The 20,956-nt window shown below is 71.3% G+C and carries 17 protein-coding genes; 9 read left to right on the top strand and 8 right to left on the bottom strand.

Features of this window, described 5'->3' with window-relative positions:
- Nucleotide 1 precedes the first annotated feature (1 nt).
- Complete coding sequence (locus FRAEUI1C_RS17100; RefSeq protein WP_013424568.1) at nucleotides 2–1,063, bottom strand: Gfo/Idh/MocA family protein; 1,062 nt, start codon at nucleotides 1,061–1,063, stop codon at nucleotides 2–4.
- Between the two features lie 215 nt (nucleotides 1,064–1,278).
- Between FRAEUI1C_RS17100 and FRAEUI1C_RS17095 the strand changes: the two genes are divergently transcribed.
- Both FRAEUI1C_RS17095 and FRAEUI1C_RS17090 read left to right on the top strand, forming a co-directional pair.
- Nucleotides 1,279–1,866, top strand: a complete 588-nt coding sequence (locus FRAEUI1C_RS17095) for a TetR/AcrR family transcriptional regulator (RefSeq protein ID WP_013424567.1) — start codon at nucleotides 1,279–1,281, stop codon at nucleotides 1,864–1,866.
- Between the two features lie 145 nt (nucleotides 1,867–2,011).
- Nucleotides 2,012–2,968, top strand: coding sequence for an alpha/beta hydrolase fold domain-containing protein (locus FRAEUI1C_RS17090; protein WP_013424566.1), 957 nt, complete (start codon nucleotides 2,012–2,014; stop codon nucleotides 2,966–2,968).
- A gap of 101 nt (nucleotides 2,969–3,069) precedes the next feature.
- Here FRAEUI1C_RS17090 and FRAEUI1C_RS17085 read toward each other — a convergent pair whose 3' ends face one another.
- Together FRAEUI1C_RS17085 and FRAEUI1C_RS17080 are read right to left on the bottom strand one after the other, a co-directional pair.
- Nucleotides 3,070–4,524, bottom strand: a complete 1,455-nt coding sequence (locus FRAEUI1C_RS17085) for a glycoside hydrolase family 43 protein (RefSeq protein WP_013424565.1) — start codon at nucleotides 4,522–4,524, stop codon at nucleotides 3,070–3,072.
- Between the two features lie 102 nt (nucleotides 4,525–4,626).
- Nucleotides 4,627–5,214 (bottom strand): TetR family transcriptional regulator, encoded by a 588-nt coding sequence (locus FRAEUI1C_RS17080; RefSeq protein ID WP_041259421.1) that lies wholly within the window; start codon nucleotides 5,212–5,214, stop codon nucleotides 4,627–4,629.
- A gap of 104 nt (nucleotides 5,215–5,318) precedes the next feature.
- Between FRAEUI1C_RS17080 and FRAEUI1C_RS17075 the strand changes: the two genes are divergently transcribed.
- The 4 genes from FRAEUI1C_RS17075 to FRAEUI1C_RS17060 all read left to right on the top strand — a co-directional run bounded on the left by FRAEUI1C_RS17075 (nucleotide 5,319) and on the right by FRAEUI1C_RS17060 (nucleotide 8,896).
- On the top strand, nucleotides 5,319–6,560 hold the full coding sequence (locus FRAEUI1C_RS17075; protein WP_013424563.1) for an amidohydrolase family protein: 1,242 nt from the start codon (nucleotides 5,319–5,321) through the stop codon (nucleotides 6,558–6,560).
- Nucleotides 6,557–7,078, top strand: a complete 522-nt coding sequence (locus tag FRAEUI1C_RS17070; protein WP_013424562.1) for a nuclear transport factor 2 family protein — start codon at nucleotides 6,557–6,559, stop codon at nucleotides 7,076–7,078. The genes FRAEUI1C_RS17075 and FRAEUI1C_RS17070 overlap by 4 nt, the downstream gene beginning before the upstream one ends.
- 41 nt (nucleotides 7,079–7,119) lie before the next feature.
- Entirely contained in the window at nucleotides 7,120–7,953 is an 834-nt protein-coding gene (locus FRAEUI1C_RS17065; protein ID WP_013424561.1) for a TauD/TfdA dioxygenase family protein, read from the top strand.
- 268 nt (nucleotides 7,954–8,221) lie between these two features.
- Nucleotides 8,222–8,896, top strand: a complete 675-nt coding sequence (locus tag FRAEUI1C_RS17060; RefSeq protein ID WP_013424560.1) for an esterase/lipase family protein — start codon at nucleotides 8,222–8,224, stop codon at nucleotides 8,894–8,896.
- An 85-nt stretch (nucleotides 8,897–8,981) separates the two neighbouring features.
- Here FRAEUI1C_RS17060 and FRAEUI1C_RS17055 read toward each other — a convergent pair whose 3' ends face one another.
- The 3 genes from FRAEUI1C_RS17055 to FRAEUI1C_RS17045 all read right to left on the bottom strand — a co-directional run bounded on the left by FRAEUI1C_RS17055 (nucleotide 8,982) and on the right by FRAEUI1C_RS17045 (nucleotide 12,044).
- Complete coding sequence (locus FRAEUI1C_RS17055; RefSeq protein WP_232425461.1) at nucleotides 8,982–9,659, bottom strand: TetR/AcrR family transcriptional regulator; 678 nt, start codon at nucleotides 9,657–9,659, stop codon at nucleotides 8,982–8,984.
- Between the two features lie 195 nt (nucleotides 9,660–9,854).
- A complete protein-coding gene (locus tag FRAEUI1C_RS17050) occupies nucleotides 9,855–11,162 on the bottom strand; it encodes an ABC transporter substrate-binding protein (protein WP_013424558.1) in 1,308 nt (435 codons plus the stop codon).
- Nucleotides 11,163–11,576: 414 nt separating this feature from the next.
- A complete protein-coding gene (locus tag FRAEUI1C_RS17045; protein ID WP_013424557.1) occupies nucleotides 11,577–12,044 on the bottom strand; it encodes a helix-turn-helix domain-containing protein in 468 nt (155 codons plus the stop codon).
- Between the two features lie 136 nt (nucleotides 12,045–12,180).
- Between FRAEUI1C_RS17045 and FRAEUI1C_RS17040 the strand changes: the two genes are divergently transcribed.
- The 3 genes from FRAEUI1C_RS17040 (at nucleotide 12,181) to FRAEUI1C_RS17030 (ending at nucleotide 17,253) form a co-directional block, all read left to right on the top strand.
- Nucleotides 12,181–13,914 carry an ABC transporter ATP-binding protein gene (locus FRAEUI1C_RS17040; RefSeq protein ID WP_013424556.1) on the top strand — a complete coding sequence of 578 codons (1,734 nt, stop codon included), beginning with the start codon at nucleotides 12,181–12,183 and terminating at the stop codon, nucleotides 13,912–13,914.
- Nucleotides 13,911–15,854, top strand: a complete 1,944-nt coding sequence (locus tag FRAEUI1C_RS17035) for an ABC transporter ATP-binding protein (RefSeq protein ID WP_013424555.1) — start codon at nucleotides 13,911–13,913, stop codon at nucleotides 15,852–15,854. The genes FRAEUI1C_RS17040 and FRAEUI1C_RS17035 overlap by 4 nt, the downstream gene beginning before the upstream one ends.
- A 172-nt stretch (nucleotides 15,855–16,026) precedes the next feature.
- A complete protein-coding gene (locus FRAEUI1C_RS17030; protein ID WP_013424554.1) occupies nucleotides 16,027–17,253 on the top strand; it encodes an ABC transporter substrate-binding protein in 1,227 nt (408 codons plus the stop codon).
- Nucleotides 17,254–17,317: 64 nt separating this feature from the next.
- On the opposite strand, the gene FRAEUI1C_RS17025 is transcribed toward FRAEUI1C_RS17030, so the two are convergent.
- Both FRAEUI1C_RS17025 and FRAEUI1C_RS17020 read right to left on the bottom strand, forming a co-directional pair.
- Entirely contained in the window at nucleotides 17,318–18,286 is a 969-nt protein-coding gene (locus tag FRAEUI1C_RS17025) for an alpha/beta hydrolase (RefSeq protein WP_013424553.1), read from the bottom strand.
- A 118-nt stretch (nucleotides 18,287–18,404) separates the two neighbouring features.
- Nucleotides 18,405–20,867, bottom strand: coding sequence for a glycoside hydrolase family 3 N-terminal domain-containing protein (locus tag FRAEUI1C_RS17020; protein WP_013424552.1), 2,463 nt, complete (start codon nucleotides 20,865–20,867; stop codon nucleotides 18,405–18,407).
- Between the last annotated feature and the right edge of the window lie 89 nt (nucleotides 20,868–20,956).

Here is a 20,956-nt window from a genome sequence, read left to right as displayed (position 1 = left end):
CTCACCTGCCGGCGGCCGCCTGGGTGTGGGGAAATCTGAGGTCGGCGTCGAGGTAACGCAGCGCGAGGTGGGCGCGGGCGGCGTCGAGGGTGCGCATCACCGAGACGGACTCCGCGAGCGGCATGACGTCGCTGTCCAGCTGCCCGGCCCGCAGCCGGTCGTGCACGTGGCGGATCTGGTGGTGCAGGCCGCCGCCGGGCCCGCTGCCGCCCAGATGGCCGGCGTCCGCGTTGTCGCTGGCCGCCGGCAGGTGCAGCCGCTGGGTGCCGGACCGGCCCCGCAGCACCAGCTCGTCCGGGCAGTGCATGAACGCGGGCAGCTCGATGCTGCCGTCGGAACCGAAGATCCTGGCGGTGCAGCCGAGGCTGACGCGCAGTGACGCGCGGGCGATCGCCACCGCGCCCTGCCGGTAGTTCATGAGGACGGCGACGTGCTCGTCGACGCCGGCGGCGTCCCGCTCGCCGAGCGCGCTCACCCGGTCGGGTTCGCCGAGCAGCATGCTGGCCAGCGAGACCGGGTAGACGCCGAGGTCGAGCAGGGCGCCGTCACCCTCGGCCGAATCGAACAGGCGGTGGCCCGCCAGCGAGGGAAACCGCAGGCCGAAATCACCGTCGACCCCGAGAACGGTGCCGATCGAGCCGGCGGCGACCAGCTCCCGCAACCGCACGTAGGCCGGCAGGAAGCGGCTCCCCATCGCCTCCATCAGGAACCGGCCCTGCTCGCGAGCCGTCGCCACCATCTCACCGGCCTGGGCGGCGTCCAGGGCGAACGGCTTCTCGCACAGCACCCCGCGCCCGGCGCTCAGGAACAGCACTGTGTGACGGTGGTGGTGGGACGAGGGCGTGGCCACGTAGACGAGGTCGACGCGGTCGTCCGCCGCGAGCTCCTCGTAGGAGCCGTACCTCCGGCGTCGCGGCACGCCGAACCGGGCGCCGAGGTCCTCCGTCGCGGCCGGATCGCGGGACCCGACGGCCACCAGCTCGGCGTCGGGCACCCGGCCGAGGGCCACGGCGAACCCATGAGCGACCTCGCCGGTGCCGGCGATGGCCCACCGGAGCGACATCGCGGATCCTCCCGGTGGACGCAGGTGCACTGTCGGAAACCGTGGTCGACGGCGGATGGCGGCACGGGTCACCGCGGCGGCCGCCGACCTGGCGCGGGCTCCAGCGACAATCAGGGTCCGAACCCCGTCTTCTCGGACCGCCGGTCCGCTTAGTGGATACGATACGGACCGGCGGTCCGACTGGCAACCGTCGCCACCGAAGAGGAGCTGCGCTGATGACTGCCGGCCGGGAACGAGCCGACGCCGCGCGCAACCGGGAGGCCATCCTGACCGCGGCGGCCGACCTGTTCGACCGCACGGACGCCGGCACGGTGTCGATGAACGACATCGCCGAGGCCGCCGGGGTCGGCAAGGGCACCCTGTTCCGCAGGTTCAGCGACCGCGGCGCCCTGATCGAGGCGGTGCTCGCCCGCCGCGCCACCGCGCTGCTGCGCAGCGAGAAGGACCCGACAACCGCCAACGACCCCGCCGAACCCGGTCCGGCGCTGCTGGCCTATCTCGACGACCTGCTCGACTTCGTCTGGGCCAACCGGGCGCTCATCCGGGCGCTCGACCACAGCGGGCCGAACGGCTACTACACCAGCCCCGCGAGCCGGCACTGGACCGCCGAGCTCACCCGGCGCGTCGCCGCCGCGCGCCCAGGGGTGGACGCCGACTACTTCGGCCACATCCTGTACACCGCCGTGCGCGCCGACGCCGTCGACTACCTGCACACCGCCCGCGGCATGTCCCTCGACCGGATCCGCGCCGGCCTGCACGCGCTCGCTCTGCCGGCCCATGCCGAACAGCCAGCCAGGATCTGACCCTCCAACGGCCGGAACGTAGGGGCCAGGTCAGCGGGGAGGCCCCCCGCGTGACGATCCCCGCGGCCTCCGCCCGCCTCGACCATGGTCGCTTGCGCGCGCTAGTTCTCGCTGTTAGCGTGAGCGGCTCACTGTGGGAGGCAGCGTGACCTCAGAGACTGACGGCGAGCGGAGCCTGACGCCCTTCGCCGGTTGGGTCCGGTTCCTGGAGACGACGAGCCCCGAGCTGATCGCCAAGCGCCTGCCGCCGGTGCCGGATACCGCGGCCCTCACGGCGCACTATCCGGAACTGGCCCAGGTCGAGGTCACCGAGGTGGTCATCGACGGTCCCGCGGCGATGCCCGCCCGGCTCTACCGGGAACCGGGTCACGCGTCGGGCTCGGCGCTGGTCTGGGCCCATGGCGGCGCCTTCGTCACCGGCGACCTGGACATGCCGGAGGCGAACTGGGTCGGGCTGACCCTCGCCTCGCGCGGCGTCCCGGTGCTGTCGGTCGAGTACCGCAAGTGCCTGCGTGGCGTTCGGTTCCCGGCTCCGTCCGACGACGTGCTCGCGGCGTGGCTGTGGGCGGTCGAGCACGCCGGGGACCTGGGCGCCGAGCCGGCGGGACTGCATCTGGGCGGGGCCAGCGCGGGCGGGAACCTGGCCGCCGGGGTGGCCAAGCGGCTTCGGGACGGCGCCGGGCCCCTGCCCGCCTCGCTGCTGCTCGCGTACAGCGTCCTGCACGCGCACCTTCCGGCGGCGAGCGCGGATCTCAGCGCCAAGACGGCCGCGTTGGACGATCTCTTCCTCACCCCGGACATGAGCGAGGAGATCGATCTGAACTACGTCGGCGCCGCCGAGCGACTGACGGATCCCTATGCCTTCCCCGCCAGCGGCGACGTCGCCGGCCAGCCGCCGGTGTACGTGCTGAACTCCGACGCGGACTTCCTGCGCGCCTCCGGCGAGGGCTACGCGGCGCGACTGGCCGCGGCGAGCGTCCCGGTGCGGGTCGAGTTCGAGCCGGGCTCCCGCCACGGCCACCTGAACGAGCCGTTCACGCCGGCCGGCGAACGCAGCCTGGACCGGCTCACCGCCTGGCTCACCTCTCCCCCGGCGATCTAGCTCCGACTCGGCGTGCAGCTCCGAATCCCAACCGGCGATCGACACGCCGGTGGGGGCTCAAGGCCACTCGCGGCCAGGCTCCGCCGACTAGGCCAGCAGGGTCAGGCGAGGGCTTGGTAGGCGAAGCGGGTGAGGGTGGCGTCGGTGGCGAGGGCCTCGACGCCGATGACGCGGCCGGTGAAGCCGCCGGCGACCTCGGTGGAGAGGTAGCGGCCGTCGACGGTGGCGAGCCGGCGGAACTCACCGTCGCGCAGGTAGCCCAGCTCCAGCTGGTCAGGGCCGGCGCGGAACGTGGCCGCGTCGGCGTGCGCCACCGCGCGGATGGCGAGTGCGTCGCCGGTACCGATCCCGTTGGCGGTCGCGAGGACCTGATCGAGCGGACCGACCACCATCCGGGCAGCGAGGCCGTCCGCGCGCCTCTCGACGGCGACCCAGTGCGCGTCGTCGATCCGGACGGTCAGGCGGGCATCACCCTCGGCGAGGTCGACGGTCGCCAGCCAATGGAGATCCCGGGCCCGCACGGCCAGCAGGCAGTCGGCCGCGTCGGCCGTCCTGCCCGCGGCCAGGACGAGACCGCCGCCGGGGCGGTGGCGGGTGAACGTCCGGGGATCGGTACCAGGCGAGATCCAGCGGGGGTGCAGCGGCGGCGCGCGGAACTCGTCGGTGAACGCGTTGTCCCGGACCGGCACGGCCAACCGGTCCTCCACGACGACAGGCCAGCCGTCGGCCCAGTCGATGCCGGTCAGGAAGGACTCCCGGCCGTTGACGTGCCAGAGCGGGAACGTGCCGCGCGGGCGTACGCCGAGGTGCACCATCGCCCACTCGCCACTGGAAAGCTCGACGAGGTCGGCGTGACCGGTGCTCTGGACCGGGTGCTCGGTGCCACCGCGGGTCAGGATCGGATTGGCGGGGTTACCGGTGAACGGGCCGGTGATGAGACGCGAGCGCGCGATCGACACGGCGTGCCCCCGGTCGGTGCCGCCCTCGGCGAGCACGAGGTACCACCAGCCGTCCCGCCGGAACAGGTGCGGTCCTTCGGGGTGGGCGAGCCCCGTTCCGCTCCAGAGGGCGCGTGGCTCGGAGAGCAACTTCCCACTGTCGGGGTCGACGGCCGCCTGCCTGATCTGCCCGGGGAAGCACCACGTGAGATGGCAGGTGCCGTCGTCGTCCCAGGCGAGGTCGGGATCGATTCCGATCGCGCCGGCGGTGTAGACCGGGTCGGTCCAGTCGCCGGCCGGGTCGTCGGCCTGGACGATCAGGTGGCCCCGGCGGACGTCGGCGAAGTTCGTCGTCGTCAGCCAGAACCGCCCGTCGTGGTGGCGCAGGGTCGGCGCGAAGATCCCTGTGCTCGCCGACGCCAGGCCCGGGGCCACGTGCAGCTGGCTGGGGCGGTCGAGCACGTTGCCGATCTGCTCCCAGCTGACGAGGTCGGTGCTGTGGAAGATCGGCACTCCGGGGAAGTACTCGAAGCTCGACGTCACCACGAAGTAGTCGCCGCCGACCCGGCAGATCGAGGGATCGGGGTAGAAGCCCGGCAGTATCGGATTGACGTTCACGACTTCCCCTCAGGGCGCATGTCGTCATGCTAGCGCGCGCTACCGACTCGGTGGCGCGGCGTTTCAGCGCTCAGCCGGCGCGGCGCGCGATCGCGAACGGGGTCACACGCTCAGGGCCGCGAACGCCTCATCCAGGAGGTCGGCGAGGTCGAGGGTGTTGTCGGATCGCGCCCAGTGCGCGATGGCGATGTTCAGGCAGTCCAGGGCGGCGGCGGCCCGCACGGTGTGCGTGATCTCCGGCCGCGGGGACGCGCCGCGTTCGGCGAGAGCCCGCGCCAGGGCGGGACGCCAGCCGTGCTGCTTCTCCCACTGGCGGGTGTGCAGCGCGGGGGTGGCCAGGACGAGCCGTGTCGTCGTGAGAGCGGCGTCCGGGTCCTGGCGGTAGATGTCGACGACGATGTCCAGCGCGCGGCGCAGCGCGGCCCAGTCGTCCTCGCCGGCCGGCCGGGCGCGCAGAGCGTCCGCCACCTGCTCGCCGTGGGCGTCCAGGGCGCCGAGGACCGCGTCCTCCTTGGTGCCGAAGTAGCGCAGGACGGTGCTGCGGGACACCCCGGCGGCCGCGGCGATGTCGTTGATCGTGACCTTGTCGAAGCCGTCGCGGCGGAACAGCCCCAGCGCCACCTCGGCCAGCATCGCCCGGACCGCGCCGCGGGCCACCTCCCGCGCGGACGTCCGTGTCGCTACGTTCACCGACCGATCGTACCCGGCGGCTGAGCCCAGCTTGCAGCTTGGAAACTTGGTAGCTAGCGTGACACCGAGTCTCAGGTCGCCGGGTGAAAGCGTAGGGAACCGCCGTGACGGAAGAACTCCTGGTCTCTGTGGACGGGCACATCGTCGAGCCGCCCGACCTGTTCCTGACCCGGCTCCCGAAGCACCTGCGGGACCGGGCCATCTGGGAGGAGAACCTCGAGATCGCGCCGCTGGGCCCCGATGGGCGGACTCAGTTCCGGAAGCTGCACACGCCCGGGTTCGAGGGGTGGACGAACTCCGCCTACCCGCATTTCGACGGCTCGCCGAACACCGGCCGCCCGGAGCGGATTCTCCAGGACATGGACAGCGAGGGTGTCCGGGCGCAGGTGATGCACCCGAACCTGTCGTTCTTCGGGCTCTACTCCGACGACCACGAGCTGTCGCTGGCGCACGCCCGCGTGTACAACGACTACGTCGCCGAGACGTTCAGCCCGCACCGCGCGCGGATCGCGCCGACCGCGCCCATTCCGATGACCGATGTGGATGACGCGGTCGCCGAGATCAATCGCGTCGCCGGCCTGGGACTGCGGGCGATCCTGCTCCCTGCGGTCTCCCCGATTCCGTACCATTCTCGGGAGCTCGACCGGGTGTGGTCCGCGGCCCAGGCCAACGGCATGACCGTCACGTTCCACGTCGCTACCGGTGGAGTGAAGGTCAGCCGAGCCGCGTCACCGACGCTGCGGGGCCTCATGCTCACCGTCGCGGCACAGAGCCAGCCGATCAACGACAACCTCGTCGTCGACCGGATCGTGTTCGCCGCGACTCAGCAGTCGCTGGCGCCCCAGCAGATCATCGCCTCCCTGGTCGGCGGCGGCGTCACCGAACGGTTCCCGGACCTGCATTTCGTGCTGGTCGAGTTCAACGCGAACTGGCTCGTGTCGTTCATGGCCGCGATGGACAAGGCGTGGACGCTGGGAGTCGGCCAGGACCGCGACTTCTGGGTCGGCCTCTGGGACGACAACCGGCCCGAGGACGACCAGCCCGGTATGGCGCAGGTGTTCAAGCTCAACGAGCGGTGGCCCTACCCGCTGCGGCCCAGCGACTACGTCCGACGCCAGATCCACGTGTCGTTCCAGGAGGACCCGGTCGCGCTGGCCTGCCGGCACATCACCGGCCTGTCCACCCTCGTGTGGGGCGTCGACTACCCGCACCCGGAAGGCACCTTCCGACGCACCCGGGAAGCGATCGCCGCGCAGTTCCAGGGCGTCAGCGCCGAGGACCGCGCGGCGATCCTCGGCGGCACCACCGCCAAACTGTTCGGGCTCGAAGCCCCAATCGCCGTATGAGCGCCTCCGGCAACGCCGTCGAGGACGACCGCAGGGCGTTGCGACGGCTGCTGGACAAGGACGCCATCGTCGATCTCGTCCACCGGTACTCCTACTGCGTCGACCACAAGCTGAACGACGAGCTGGCCGCGCTGTTCACCGACGACTGCGTCATCGACTACGGCCCCGGCTCCGCGCCCGTCATCCACGGCCGTGCCGCGTACCGGAAACTGCTCGACAGCGCGATCCGCGACGGCGTCGACTACGGGTTCGCCGCGACCAGCCACCACAACGCCAACGTCCTGATCGCGTTCGACACCGACGACCGGGCGACCGTCCGGACCTCGATGTACGCCTGGCACCGCACCCAGGTCGGGAAGACCCCGCAGGTCTGGGGCTATTACCACGACGTCGTCGTGCGGACCGCCGACGGCTGGAAGCTGCACGAGCGCAGGCTGCACCTGCTCGGCACCGACGGCTGGCACGGCGGCTACCACCGCGCCGAACACACGGCCCCGAAGATCGCCGCGACCAGCTAGTCGCTCCGGCACCACCCGACCCGATTCGACGGGAGCCACCTTTGTCCGTCACCGTCAGCCCGATCAGCGCCGAGGTAGGCGTCCAGGTCACGGGCCTCGCCGGCCACCAGCTGGCGGACCCGGCCGTCGCCGCCGACACCCGCAAGTACCTCGACGAGCACGGCGTCGTCATCTACCGCGAGGCCCACATCGGCGACGCCGACCTGGTCGCCCTCAGCCGACAGCTCGGTGACGTCGTGGTCGCACCCATGGGCGGCCAGCAGGACTTCCCCGAGATCTCCGCGATCTCCCTCGACCCGGCCCAGAGCACCCTGGCGGCCTATCGGACCGGCACCTTCTACTGGCACATCGACGGCGCGAACGACCTCGTCCCGCAGAAGGCGACTCTGCTCACCGCGCTGGAGGTCGCGACGGAAGGCGGCGACACCGAGTTCGCCAGCCTCTACGCCGCCTACGACTCGCTGTCCGACGACGACAAGGCCCAGTACGCCGCCCTGCGCGTGGTCCACAGCTTCGCGGCCACCCAGCGGCTCATCAGTCCCGATGCCTCCGACAAGGTCCGCGCCAGCTGGGAGAAGGTCCCCTCCCGCGAACATCCCCTGGTCTGGACCCGCCGCAACGGCCGCAAGTCCCTGCTTGTCGGCACCACAGCGGATTACATCGTCGGCCTGCCAGCCGACGAAAGCCGCGCACTGCTGGACCGGCTCCTCGACTGGGCCACCCAGCCCCGCTTCGCCCTACGCCACCACTGGGCGCCCGGCGACCTCGTCATCTGGGACAACACCGGCATCCTGCACCGCGCCCAGCCCTACACCGCCGCCTCCCGCCGCCTGATGCACCGCACCACCCTCCTCGGCGAGGAAGCCGTCGCCTGACCATCGCCTGCTCCGATGCGGGCCGACCAACCCGTTCAACGCCGAGGCACCGATCCAGGCAAACGCCGTAACCTCGCCGACCGCGGCGCTCCGACCATTCAGGTTGGATTTCCCGACCTCATACCGGCGGCGCTCTCGGCGACGACCTGCTTAAGCCGGTCTGGCGATACCAGTAATCGAGCGTGAACGTGGCGCGGAGTCCCTCCACCGATCGCCGATGCGGTGAAATTCTTTCCGAGCCCTAACCCGCTCACCCGCAGGAGCATCAGTGATCAAGGTAGTCAGGGCGCTGACAGCGTTCTTCGTCGCCTTCGGTGCCGTACTGATCGGCACGACGGGAACCGCCAGCGCCGCGACACATGACCCGGTCATTTTCGTCTACGGGTTCAACGGCTCGACGTCGACGTGGACGGACATGGTGGCGAACTTCGAAGCCAACGGATGGTCCGCGTCCCAGCTGGTGGTGTTCACCTACGACTCACATCAGTCGAACGTCACCACGGCGAGCCAACTCGCGGCCAAGGTGACCAGCGTCCTCGCGAGTACCGGAGCGAGCAAGGTCGACATCGTCAGCCACTCGATGGGCGCGCTTTCCTCCCGCTACTACCTGAAGTCACTCGGCGGGACCGCGTACGTCGACGACTGGGTGTCGCTCGGCGGGCCCAACCACGGGACCAGCACCGCGAACCTGTGCGCGCTGCTCTACACCTCGTGCTCGCAGATGCTTTCCGGCTCGTCCTTCCTGAACAGCCTGAACGCGGGCGACGAGACGCCTGGCACGGTCAAGTACGGCACCTGGTGGTCGTCCTGCGACGAGGTGATCAACCCCGACTCCAGCGTCCTGCTCACCGGCGCGACGAACACGGCCGCCGGCTGCCTGGAGCACACCCAGCTCCATGACGACGCCACCGTGGCGAGCCAGGTCCGGGCCTTCCTGAGCTGACCGGCTCGTCATCCGCTGACGAACGACGTGCCGGGCCTGGGCCAGCGCCCGACGGGCCCGGGCCCGGCACGCGTCAGCAAGGCCGTCAGGGCCAGACAATGACTTCCTCGTGACCGCTTCTGTCGCCCGGCTCCACCGAACAGGCAAGCTGGAGGGCGTTCAGACACAGGCGGGAAAGCTGGTCCACTCCGTCGTCGAAGTCGATCTCCAGTAGCTTCTGCACGAACCACATCTCGGCGTAGCGGTTCATCATCGCGCTCATCGCCAGGAGCGCGACCTCGGTATCGGCGTCGGCGACCGCGCAGGGGCGGGTCCTCGTCCGGCGAACCGCCCGAGCGATCCGGGCCCGGTCGGCCTCGAGATAGCCGAACGTGATGGCGGCAAGCTCCGGCTCGTAGCGGGAGATCACCTCGATGGCGGCGATGACGCGTGCCTCGTCCCGGTAGACCGTCAGGTACCGCCGGCTCAGCTGCCTGACCAGCTCGGCCGGCGAGGCGAGGCCGGTCGGGTCGGACGTCGCGGCGCACATCGGCTCCTGAAGCAGGCCGCCCACCGCTCGCGCGACCTCGCAGAGGATCTGCAGCTTCGAGTCGAAGTAATGGTAGAAGGATCCGTACGAGACTCCGGCTCGGTCCGCGATGTCGGCGATCCTGGCATCCAGGAAACCGCATTCCTCGAAGACGGCCTTCGCGGCCCGTACGAGTCGGGCCTTCGTCGCCGTTCCCCGGAGATTTCGCGGCGTGCTCGCCTTCTGCCGGTTCACCCACCCGGTTGTCGACGCCGATACGCGCGTGGACAGGGTCACCCTCCTCCTGCGTGGCCTCGAGATCTACCCGACGAAGGTGAGATCACCAGCAGGCAGCAGGTGCCGCCGAGGTGGCGACCGGTGCGCACGGCGCCAGGCCTGGGGCATGGTGATGGCCGTGCCCCAGGCCCGGAGCCAGCGAACCGGGCGAGGTCAGCTGGTGGACAGCGCCCACTTCTGCTGTGTCGGGTCGTACTTGAACAGGTGCAGCGGCACGGCCCCGCCCGGGTTGCCCGGGGTGTAGTTCGCCTTTTCGAGGCCACCGGGGACAACGAAGGAACCGAGCGAGAAGGCGGCCTGCTGGAAACTCGCGTAGGTGAGGTTCTTGCCGGCCTTCTGGGCGATCGCCGTGAACAGGTCCAGATAGCGGCAGGACACGTTCTCGGACGTTCCGAAGGTGGGCTTCCCCGTGGGTATGGTGGTCGGGTCGAGCAGCGCGCCCTTCAGCGACGGGATGGCCGCCTCGGCGGTGTCGATGCAGGCCTGGTTCGGCGGGTTGTTCCAGTCGGAGGCGATTCCGAGCGCCTGCGCGTTGTTCAGCGTGCTGAAGTCATGCTTGCCCGACGAGAGCGAGTAGGCGCTGGCCTGCCCCTGGTCGGTGAACAGCAACTGGGGCCGGTAGGAGGTGGCCTTCTCCAGCTGCGCGGGGAACGAGCCCGAGGCCCCGCCGACGACGATGACCGCGTCGGCGCCGACGGACTGGAACTTCTGGACGAACACGCCGGTCTGCTGGGCGACGGCGGCGGGGTCCGTGATCGGAGCGTCCATCACCGCGGTCGCGACCGGCGTCACGCCGAGCTTCTTCAGCGCCGGCGCCACGACGCTGTTCATCGTGTACTGGTCGGCCTTGTAGCCGATGACGGCGACCTTCTTGCTCTTCAGGCCACCGTTGTCGAACAGCTTCAGGCCGTCCCCGGCCGCGTCTCCACCGCGCAGGTCGGAGAACCACGGAGCCTGCGCCTTCAGATACCGCGACGCGTTCAGGTCACCGCCGACGGTCAGCGTCTTGTGGATCTGGACGTAGCACAGTGCGTCGTCGGCGTTGAGGCTGCCGATGACCGCGAAGACCTTCTCGTCCTGGGTCAGATGGACGCAGGTGTCCTGGGCGCCGGCCGGCGAGATGACGTTGACCGCGCCGAACACCGGCACGATCTTGCGGCCGTTGATGCCGCCGGAGGCGTTCACCTTGTCCACGAGTGCTGTGAAGACGGCCTGGTAGTCGCCGTGGTCGACGTTCACGTACTGCTTGACGACGGACAGGTCGGGATAGACGAACCCGATCTTGATGCTGTCCGCGGTGACGCCCGGTGAGATCGCGGGCGCCGGCGCCGCCTTCAGGGTCGCGGTCGGGGCCGGGACGGGAGCGACCTTCTTCGAGGAGGTGCTACAGCCCGCCACGGCCAGCGCGGTCGCGGCGGCGACGGCTAATATCGCCAGCCGTCCAGTACGGCGTAAGTGCATGTCCAGCTCCATTGTCGGGGTCGTCGGACCGGGTCGTGGGAGGCCGCGGTGCGAAGAGCGGCCGCATTGACGCGGGAAGGCCGTGGGCAGCGACGGCCGTCCGGCGGCCCGAGGGTGGTGCGCAGGGAGTGACGCGCCGCAGGCGCAGCGTGCCGTGCTCCAGGCCACTAGCGTGCGCTAGCTGTCGGGGCGTAGGCTAGCACCGCCCCGCTAGCGCGCACAAGCCCAGGGCGCGCCACCAACCCCGCCCCCGACCTGGCCCGCGACGCGCGGGGAGTCACGACACCATCGCGACACGGCGTCAGCCCGTCAGGCGACGCCGCGACCGGTGCGGACAGGCGTCAGCGGCCCTTCCGCCCTACCCGAGGCGGACTCGCGCCTGCCGCCCTTGCGCCCGCCCGAGGCGGACGCGGGTCAGCAGCCGTTCCGCCCGTCCAGGGCGGGCTCGTCCGCGTCATTCCGGTCCGTTCGCAGCAGTGCCGCCAGGGTGTCGAGCGCGTCCTTGACGCGCTGGACCTCGACGGGGTCGCTGGTGCCGATCCTCTCGGCGATGGCCTGGTCGATCACCGCGGTGGGACGGTCCCGCGCCCGGCTCAGCGCGCTGGCCGTGGGCCGCACGAGGGTCCTGCGCCGGTCCGCGGGGTCGCTGACCGTCTCGAACACCTCGGCCTCACGCAGGCGGGCCACGCACGCCGAGACCTGGCTCTGCGGGAACTCGACGCGGGCGGTGATCTCGGAGATCGAGCTGCCCGGGTTCTCGAAGACGTCGAACACGATCGCCCGCGTCGGGCCGGACAGCCGCAGGATGCCGACCTCGGGGATCGACTGCTCGCCGAGCTTCATCAGCCGGCGGCCCAACTGGAACAGCTCGAACCCATCCATGGCATCCTTACATCAAACACGATACATCTATCTTGATGAAACTGTGGCCCCGCGCCAGTGTGCCAGGCGGCGCCGCCGACCTTCGCCGTGAGCCGGACCCACTCGCCGTGCGCCAGACCCGAACGTGGAGGGCCGTGTGCTGATCCGCCTGCTCGTGCCGTATGCGCGCCTCTACCGCCGCGACGTCGCCCTCGTGACCGTCCTCCAGACCGTGCAGTGTGCCGGCGCCCTCTATCTTCCCGATCTGAGCGCCGACGTGATCGACAGGGGCGTCCTGCCCGGCGACACCGGCTACATCTGGCGGGTCGGAGCCCTCATGATCGGCGTCTCGTTGGCCCAGCTGGCCTGCGCCATCGGCGCCGCCCGGGTCGCGTCCCGGTTCTCCGCCTTCCTGGCCCGCGACCTGCGAGCGGCGCTGTTCAACCGGGTGCACGCGTTCTCCGCCCGTGAGCTGAACCAGTTCACACCGGCGTCGCTGGTCGTGCGCACCACCAACGACGTCCAGCAGATCCAGATGCTCGCCCAGATCACGCTCATGTTCATGGTGACCGCGCCGCTGATGTGCGTCGGCGGGGTCGTGTTCGCGCTCGGCCAGGACGCGCCCCTGTCACTGCTTCTCGTGGTGGTCGCGCCGCTGCTGGGCGGTCTCGCCTGGGCGGTCCTGCGCCGGATGACACCGCTGTCGGTGACCCTGCAGGACACGACGGACTCGGTGAACCGGATCCTGCGCGAACAGATCATCGGGCTGCGGGTGATCCGCGCGTTCGTCCAGGAGGACCGCGAACAGGAGCGGTTCGCGGCCTCGAACACCCTGCTGACCGACGTGTCGGTGGGCGTGGGCCGACTGATGGCGTTGCTGTTCCCACTGGTCACGGCCGTCGCCAGCGTCGCCGGGGTCGCGGTCGTGTGGTTCGGCGCGCACCGCGTCGAGTCCTCGGCCATCGGGGTCGGCGCCCTGTCCGCGTTCCTCGGCTACGTGCTGCAGATCCTCGGCGCGGCGACGATGGTGACCTACCTGCTGCGGATGCTCCCCCGCGCGCAGGTCTGTGCCGGACGCATCGGCGAGGTCCTCGACACCGAGAGCACCGTGCTCCCACCGAAGACGGCCATACCGAAGCTCGTCACGCCCGCGCGGGTGGAGCTGCGCGACGTGGGATTCCGCTATCCAGGCGCCGAGGCCCCCGTCCTGCGAGGCGTCAACCTGGTCGCGGGCCGCGGCGAGACCGTCGCGATCATCGGCAGCACCGGCAGCGGCAAGAGCACCCTGCTCGGCCTGGTGCCCCGGCTGGCCGACCCCTCCGAGGGTGTCGTGCTCGTCGGCGGCGTCGACGTGCGGTCGCTCGACCGGTCGCTGCTGAGCAGGACCATCGGCTACGTCCCCCAGCGGCCCTACCTGTTCTCCGGGACCGTCGCCTCGAACCTTCGCTACGGCGATCCGGAGGCCACCGACGACGAGCTGTGGCACGCCCTCGACATCGCCCAGGCCCGCGCGTTCGTCGAGGCCCTCCCCGAGGGCCTCGACGCCCCGGTCGCCCAGGGAGGCGCCAGCTTCTCCGGCGGGCAGCGCCAGCGGCTCGCGATCGCGCGCGCCCTGGTCGTCCGGCCCGATGTGTACCTGTTCGACGACTCCTTCTCGGCCCTGGACTACGCGACCGACGCCCGGCTGCGCGCCGCGCTCGCCACCCAGACCGCCGCCGCGGCGGTCGTCGTCGTAGCCCAGCGCGTCAGCACGATCCGCGACGCCGACCGGATCGTCGTGCTCGACGAGGGTCGGGTGGTCGGCACCGGCAGCCACGACGAGCTGTTCGCCGGCAACGGCACCTACCGCGAGATCGTGCTCTCCCAGCTCACCGAGGCGGAAGCCGCATGAGCATCCGCCGCACCCGCAGCTCCCCCGGCGTCGCCGTCGAGGCCGCGCGCCGGCCCGACCACTCCTCGAACACCCGCGCCACGGTGGGCCGGCTCTGGCGGATGGGCCGGCACCAGTGGGCGCCGCTGACGGGGACGGTTGTCTTCGGTCTCGTCAGCGTGGTCCTCACGACGATCGGGCCGTGGCTGCTGGGCCGCGCGACCAACCTCGTCCTGGCCGGCGCCTTCGGCCGCGCGCTCGACGGCCACGCCACCCGTGCCGAGGTCCTGGGTGACCTGCGCGCGCACGGGCACGCGACCGAGGCGCAGACGCTGAGCACCGTGGACTTCGTCCCCGGCCGGGGCATCGACTTCGACGCCGTCGGAAGGATTCTGCTGGTAGCGACGCTGCTGTACCTGGCGGCCGGCCTCTGCGCGTTCGTCCAGGGGTGGCTGGCGAACCTCGCCGTGCAGCGCGCCATCCAACGGCTGCGTCAGGACGTCGAGGCGAAGATCTTCCGCCTGCCGGCGGCGTACTTCGACCGGCACCGGCGCGGCGACCTTCTCAGCCGCGTCACGAACGACATCGACAACCTCGGCCAGAGCCTCCAGCAGACGCTCAGCCAGCTCGTCATCCCGCTGTTCAGCATCGCCGGCATGCTGGCCGCCATGTTCTGGGTCTCCCCACTGCTCGCGGTGATCTCCCTGGTCACGGTCCCGCTGACGCTCGGCGTCGTGGCCCGGGTAGGCCGCCGTGCGCAGCCGCTCTACCTGGAGCAGTGGAAACAGACCGGTCGGCTCAACGGTCAGATCGAGGAGATGTACAGCGGACACGCGGTCATCAAGGCCTTCGGGCGCGAGCAGCAGGCCGCCGACCGTTTCGCGGTGGACAACGAGCACCTCGCCCAGACGACCCTGCGCTCCCAGGCGATGTCGAGCACGCTGCAGCCGGCGATGACGTTCCTCAGCAACCTCAACTACGTCCTCGTCGCGGTCGTCGGCGGTGTCCGGATAGCCGCCGGCGCGCTGAGCGTCGGCGACGTCCAGGCGTTCATCCAGTACTCCCGGCAGTACAGCCAGCCGCTGATCTACCTGGCGAGCATGGCCGGCATGGTGCAGTCCGGCATCGCCTCCGCCGAGCGGGTCTACGAGTTCCTCGACGCCGCCGAGGAGATCCCGGACCCGGTGACGCCCGGCCTCCTGCCCGTCCCGGCCACCGGCCGGGTGGCCTTCGAGGGCGTCACCTTCCGGTACCACCCCGACCGGCCGCTCATCGAGGCGCTCTCGCTGGTCGCCGAACCGGGGCACACGGTCGCCATCGTCGGGCCGACCGGCGCCGGCAAGACCACCCTGGTCAACCTGCTGCTGCGCTTCTACGAGCTCGCGGCGGGGCGCATCACGCTCGACGGGGTCGACATCGCCACGCTCACCCGCGCGCAGGCGCGGTCCCGCATCGGCATGGTCCTGCAGGACACCTGGCTGTTCGGCGGCACCATCGCCGACAACATCGCCTACGGGACGCCGGGCGCCGGCCGCGAACGGATCGTCGCCGCGGCCACGTCCGCCCACGCCGACCGGTTCATCCGCACCCTGCCGGACGGCTACGACACGGTCCTCGACGACGAGGCCACCAGCCTGAGCGCGGGAGAGAAGCAGCTGCTCACGATCGCGCGCGCGTTCCTGACCGAACCGCCGATCCTGGTCCTCGACGAGGCGACCAGCTCGGTCGACACGCGTACCGAGGTCCTCATCCAGCAGGCGACCGCCTCGCTGCGCGCGGGGCGCACCGCGTTCGTCATCGCGCACCGGCTGTCCACGATCCGGGACGCCGACACGATCGTCGTCATGGAGAACGGCGCCATCGTCGAACAGGGGTCGCACGACCAGCTCGTCCACGCGGGCGGCGCCTACGCCCGGCTGTACGCGGCCCAGTTCGCGGACGCCACGACGGCGGCCTCCTGAGGCTGTCCGCGGGCTTGTGCGCGCTAGCGGCGCGCTGATAGCGTCCACCACTACTAGCATGCGCTAGTTGCCGGCGACCAGCACGTTCTTACTCGCGAGTAACGGTGGCGCCGACCCCGGCCTGCCGCATCGCGAGGCCTCCGTACATTGCCAGACCTTTCAAGGGAAAGATATGGGCGCGCACAGACGAAGATTATCCGGCGGGATCGCGGTCGCCGTCACGCTCGCGCTGGCGACCAGCTGCTCGTCGGCTCCCGGCGGGAGCAGCGGAAACAGCGGGAACACGGCCTGCGACGCGCCCGGGGTCACCTCGAACCAGATCAAGCTCGGGTTCGTGTATCCCGCCACCGGGCCGTCGAGCACGGCGCTCTCGGCGGCCCGCGCCGGGCTCGACGCCAGAATCGGCCTCGCGAACGCGCACGGCGGTGTGCACGGGCGGCGGATCACCTACGACTGGGGCGACGACCAGGGCACCGCGTCCGGGGCCGCGGTCGCGATCGACACCCTCGTCCAGCAGCGGAACGTCTTCGGCCTCGTGTCGGCGAGCGCCTCGCTCGGCGACTCGATGACCGCCCTGACCAAACAGGTGGTGCCGGTCACCGGGACCGCCATCGAGCCGGCCTGGGCCGGCCACGACAACATGTTCTCCTTCATCTACTCGGCCTCCCCCGCGGTGGTCGGCAGGTACGTCCGGGCCGCCCGCGGCACCAGGGTCGCCATCATCATCGGCGACCCGTCGGCCCTGACCTCCGAGAACACCGTGAGCTACGAGCAGAGCCTGCGCGCGGCCGGGGCGAGCGCGGTCCAGACGTTCTCCTACGTGGCCACCACCGGTAACCCGGCACAGGTGGCCAACAAGATAATCAGCTTCGGCGCCGACGCGCTGCTGGGCATCACCGCGCCGGACGACTTCGCGCAGGTCGTCCAGGCGACCCGCGCCGCGGGCGCCCAGCTCGCCGTCAGCGTGGTGCTCACGGGCTATGACCGGAGCGTGATCGCCAGTGCGCACGGCAAGGCGCTGGCCGGCGTGTCGATGCCGGTCTTCTTCCGCCCGTTCGAGGCGGGCGGCCCGGCGATCAAGCAGTACGAGGACGCGATGGTGACCTACGCCCCGGAGTCGGGGGACGCGGACCAGCAGTTCGCCATGTTCACCTACATCAGCGCGGACATGTTCCTGCGCGGGCTCGACCTGGCCGGGCCCTGCCCCACCCGGGCCGGCTTCGTCAAGGCGCTGCGCGGCGTCTCCGCCTACGACGCGGGCGGCCTGATCGCGCCCATCGACCTGCGCGACGACTCGGGCAAGCCGCTCTCCTGCTACGCGTTCGTCCAGGTGGCACCCGACGGCACGGCGTTCCAGGTGGTCCGCGACCGGGTCTGCGCCGACGGCAGCACCGGCTGAGCGCTCGCCACCCCGGTTGACCCCGGGCTGGGACCGGCCGGAGCCTGCACGCCTCCGGCCGGTCCTAGCGGCCGAGCACGCGGGTGAGCCAGCGCTCGCGAGCGGCGAGCGTCTCGACGGTGAGCCGGGACTCGGGGGCGTAGCCCTCATAGCCGTGGATGCCACCGCGCCAGACATGGAGCTCGGCGTCGCCGCCGCTGGCCCAGATCGAGGTGGCGAAGGCGACGTCCTCGTCGCGGAAGAGGTCGACGGATCCGACGTCGATGAAGGTCGGGGGCAGCCTCGAGACGTCGACCGCGCGGCCGGGCGCCGCGTAGCTGGAGACGCGGTCGGTGCCGGCGCGGTCTCCGAGCAGCGCCCGCCAGCCGGTCTCATTGCTGGTCCGGGTCCACGACAACCGGCCGGACATGTGCGCCGAGGCGGTGCGCATCCGGTCGTCGAGCATCGGGGAGAGCAGGAGCAGGCCCGCCAGACTCGGGCCGCCGTCGTCGCGGACGTGGAGCGCCGTGCCGGCCGCGAGGCCACCGCCCGCGCTGCCGCCGGCGAGCACCAGCGCGGCCGGGTCGATCCCCAGCTCGCCGGCATGGTCCGCGGTCCAGAGCAGCGCGGCGTAGCAGTCGTCGACGGGCGTTGGGTCCGGGTACTCCGGAGGCATCCGGTACTCGACGGACACGACCACGCCGCCGGAAGCCAGCGCGAGCTGCAACGCCGCCTCGGCCCCGAACCGATGGCCGGCGATCATTCCGCCACCGTGCAGCCAGACGATGCCTGGGCCGGTCCCTTCGTGGTCGTGCGGGGTGAAGACCGAGACGGTGATCTCCGCGTCGAGGCCCGGGACCGAGCGTTCCTCCTCGGTGACGGGGAACTGGTCGAGCACCATCGCGCGGGTCGGCATCTTGTGCGCCTGAGCGCGCGGGACCAGCTCCTCGGTGATCTCGGGAATCCTCCCGCCGAACTGGGTCTCGACGAGATGGTTCCAGGCCGCGGCGCACTCCTCGTCCATGGGCGGCACCGGCTGGTCCACGTTCCCCATCTGCCCTCGCATTCTGTGTTGGGTCCAACCAGGCGCGGCGCGCGCGGTGTGGGTGCGGAAGGGGCCTCAACCTTGCCCACACCGGCGCGCCGCTGGCCTGGTCACCGCGGCGGTCGGCTCACGGCGAGACCGGTTCGGGCACGGCCGCTACCTGGCGGACCGTGGCCGCCGAGAGGAACGCGCTCCGGTGCTCGAGGACCGCCGTCTCCCCCACCACCTCGAACCGTCCGCGCAGCCGGCTGTCGTCCGACGACGCCCCGACCAGGACCTCGATCGGGCCGGGCTCCACCTGCAGGCGCCCGTCGAGGCCGAGATAGGCGAGCTGGGCCAGCTCGACGGTGCAGCCGACCTCGGCGGTCTCCCCCGGCCCGAGATCGACGCGGGCGAAGCCGACCAGCTCCTGAGCCGGTCTGGTCACCCCGGTGGCCCGGTCCGACAGGTAGAACTGCACGATCTCGGTGCCGGACCGGTCGCCGCTGTTGCGCAGGGTCAGCGTGAGGGTCACCGAGCCCGTGGCGTCGACCTCATCGGGGCTGACGACGAGGTCGGAGTACTCGAAGGCCGTGTAGCTCAGCCCGTGGCCGAACGGGAACAGGGGCCGCGAGGGGAGGTCGAGGTAGTCCTGGTGGGCGTCGCGGTCGGTGCGCCGGTAGCCGGTGCCGGTCGGCTGGCCGGAGTAGACCGGGACCTGGCCGGAGTGGCGCGGGATCGAGACCGGCAGTTTCCCCGACGGGTTGACGTCGCCGAACAGGACCTCGGCCATCGCCGTCGACGCGTGCTGGCCGCCGTAGTAGCCGTACACGATCGCGGGCAGTTCGTCCGCGATCGCGGTCAGCGCCATCGGCCGGCCCGTGTAGACGACGCCGACGGCCGGCGTCCCGGTGCCCACCACGGCCCGCACCAGGGCGACCTGGTTGGCCGGCAGGTCGATGTCGGCCGTGTCGCAGCCCTCGCCCTCGGTGATCCGGGGGACGAACCAGCCGGCCCGCCCGCCGAGGGCGAGGATGACCACCTCGGCGTCCTGGGCCGCGGCGACCGCCGCGGCGATGTCGGCGGGCTCCTCGTCCAGGACCCCACAGCCGGCGGCCACGGTCACCTTGGCACCGGGGACGGCCGCGCGGACGGCGTCGGCGAGCGACACCGAGCCGTAGTTCTCGCGGATGTAGTCGTCGATCGACAGGGAGAGCACGCCGGAAAGGTCGCGCCGCATCAGCTCGACCGCCTCGGGCGTCGTCTCGATCGTCATGCCCTCGGTTCCGGGGATGTTGGCCCGTTCGCCTCGGAACCGGGCGCCGAGCATGTCCAGCGCGGCGGGAATCGTGTAAGGCGGGAACGCGACCGAAAGACCGTCGGCGTGCGGCCCGACGACGGCGATCCGGGTCAGGTCCCGGGACAGCGGCAGCCGCCCGTCGTTGGTCAGCAGCGTGACCGACTGCTGGGCCAGCCGGTGCGCGAGCCCGCCGGGCTCGCCGCCCTCGCCGGCGAGGGCGCTGATCACGACCGGGTCCTCGTCGACGTAGGGCGCGTCGAACAGGCCGGCCGCGAACTTGTCGCGCAGCACCCGCCACACCGCCTGGTCGAGCTGTTCCACGGGGACGACGCCCTGGCGGACCGCCTCGGCCAGCGTCCGCCCGTAGCCGAACGGGTTCGGCAGTTCCACGTCGATCCCGGCGGCCAGCGCCAGGCGCCCCGCGTCGGTCGCGTCCCGGGCCACCCCGACCCGGGAGAACAGATGGCCGACGGTGTCGTAGTCGGAGACGACGGTGCCGGTGAAGCCCAGCCGCTCGCGCAGCAGGTCGGTCAGGATCTCCCGGCTCGCGCCGACCGGGACCCCGTCGATCGAGCTGTAGGAGTTCATCACCGACCGCAGCCCGGCCAGCTGGATCGCCGCCTCGAACGGGCGGGCGTACACCTCGTACAGCTCGCGGCGCCCCAGGACGGTCTTCGCCATGTTCTGGCCGGCCTCGGACACCCCGTAGCCGAGGAAGTGCTTCCCCGTCGCGATCACCCCGTCACGCGGCCCGGCGCCCTGCAGGCCGCGGGTGAACGCGACGCTCAGCGCGCTGACCAGGTAGGGCTCCTCGCCGTAGGTCTCGTGCACCCGCCCCCAGCGGGCGTCGCGGGCCACGTCCATCACCGGGGAGAACACCTGGCCATGGCCCACGGCCCGGACCTGACGGCCGGTGATGGCCGCCATCTGCTCCACGCCGTCGGGGTTCCAGGTCGCGGCCAGGCCGATCGCCGTCGGGTAGACCGGGAAACCGGCGGCCAGCGGGCCGTTCAGCGCCTCGATGTGGAGCATCGCCGGAATGCCGAGCCGGGTCTGGGTGACGAGGTACCGCTGGATCTGGTTCGCCATCTGGGCCAGCTGCGGCGGCCGCTGACCGAACATGCCCAGCATCCCGATCTGGCCGATCCCGTCGCCCATCACCCGGCCGGCCACGGCCTCGATCACGCCGTTCAGGCCCAGCAGCCCGGCCGAGAGCAGCCCGGTGACCTGCTGGGCCTTCTCCTCGACCGTCATCGTCCGCAGGAGGTCGTCGGCCCGGCTCTCGGGGCTTGCCGCCGTCTCGGAGGTCATCGCCGTTCCTTTCGATCAGAGTGCCCGAGCCCGCGAGCCGCAACGTCGATCCGCGGCGGCTCCGTCGCGCGAAAGCCGTCCGTGCCCTT

The organism is Pseudofrankia inefficax, assembly GCF_000166135.1.
Classification (GTDB): domain Bacteria; phylum Actinomycetota; class Actinomycetes; order Frankiales; family Frankiaceae; genus Pseudofrankia; species Pseudofrankia inefficax.
Note: the sequence above shows the minus strand (reverse complement) of the source record. Positions and strands in the feature narration are given on the sequence as shown.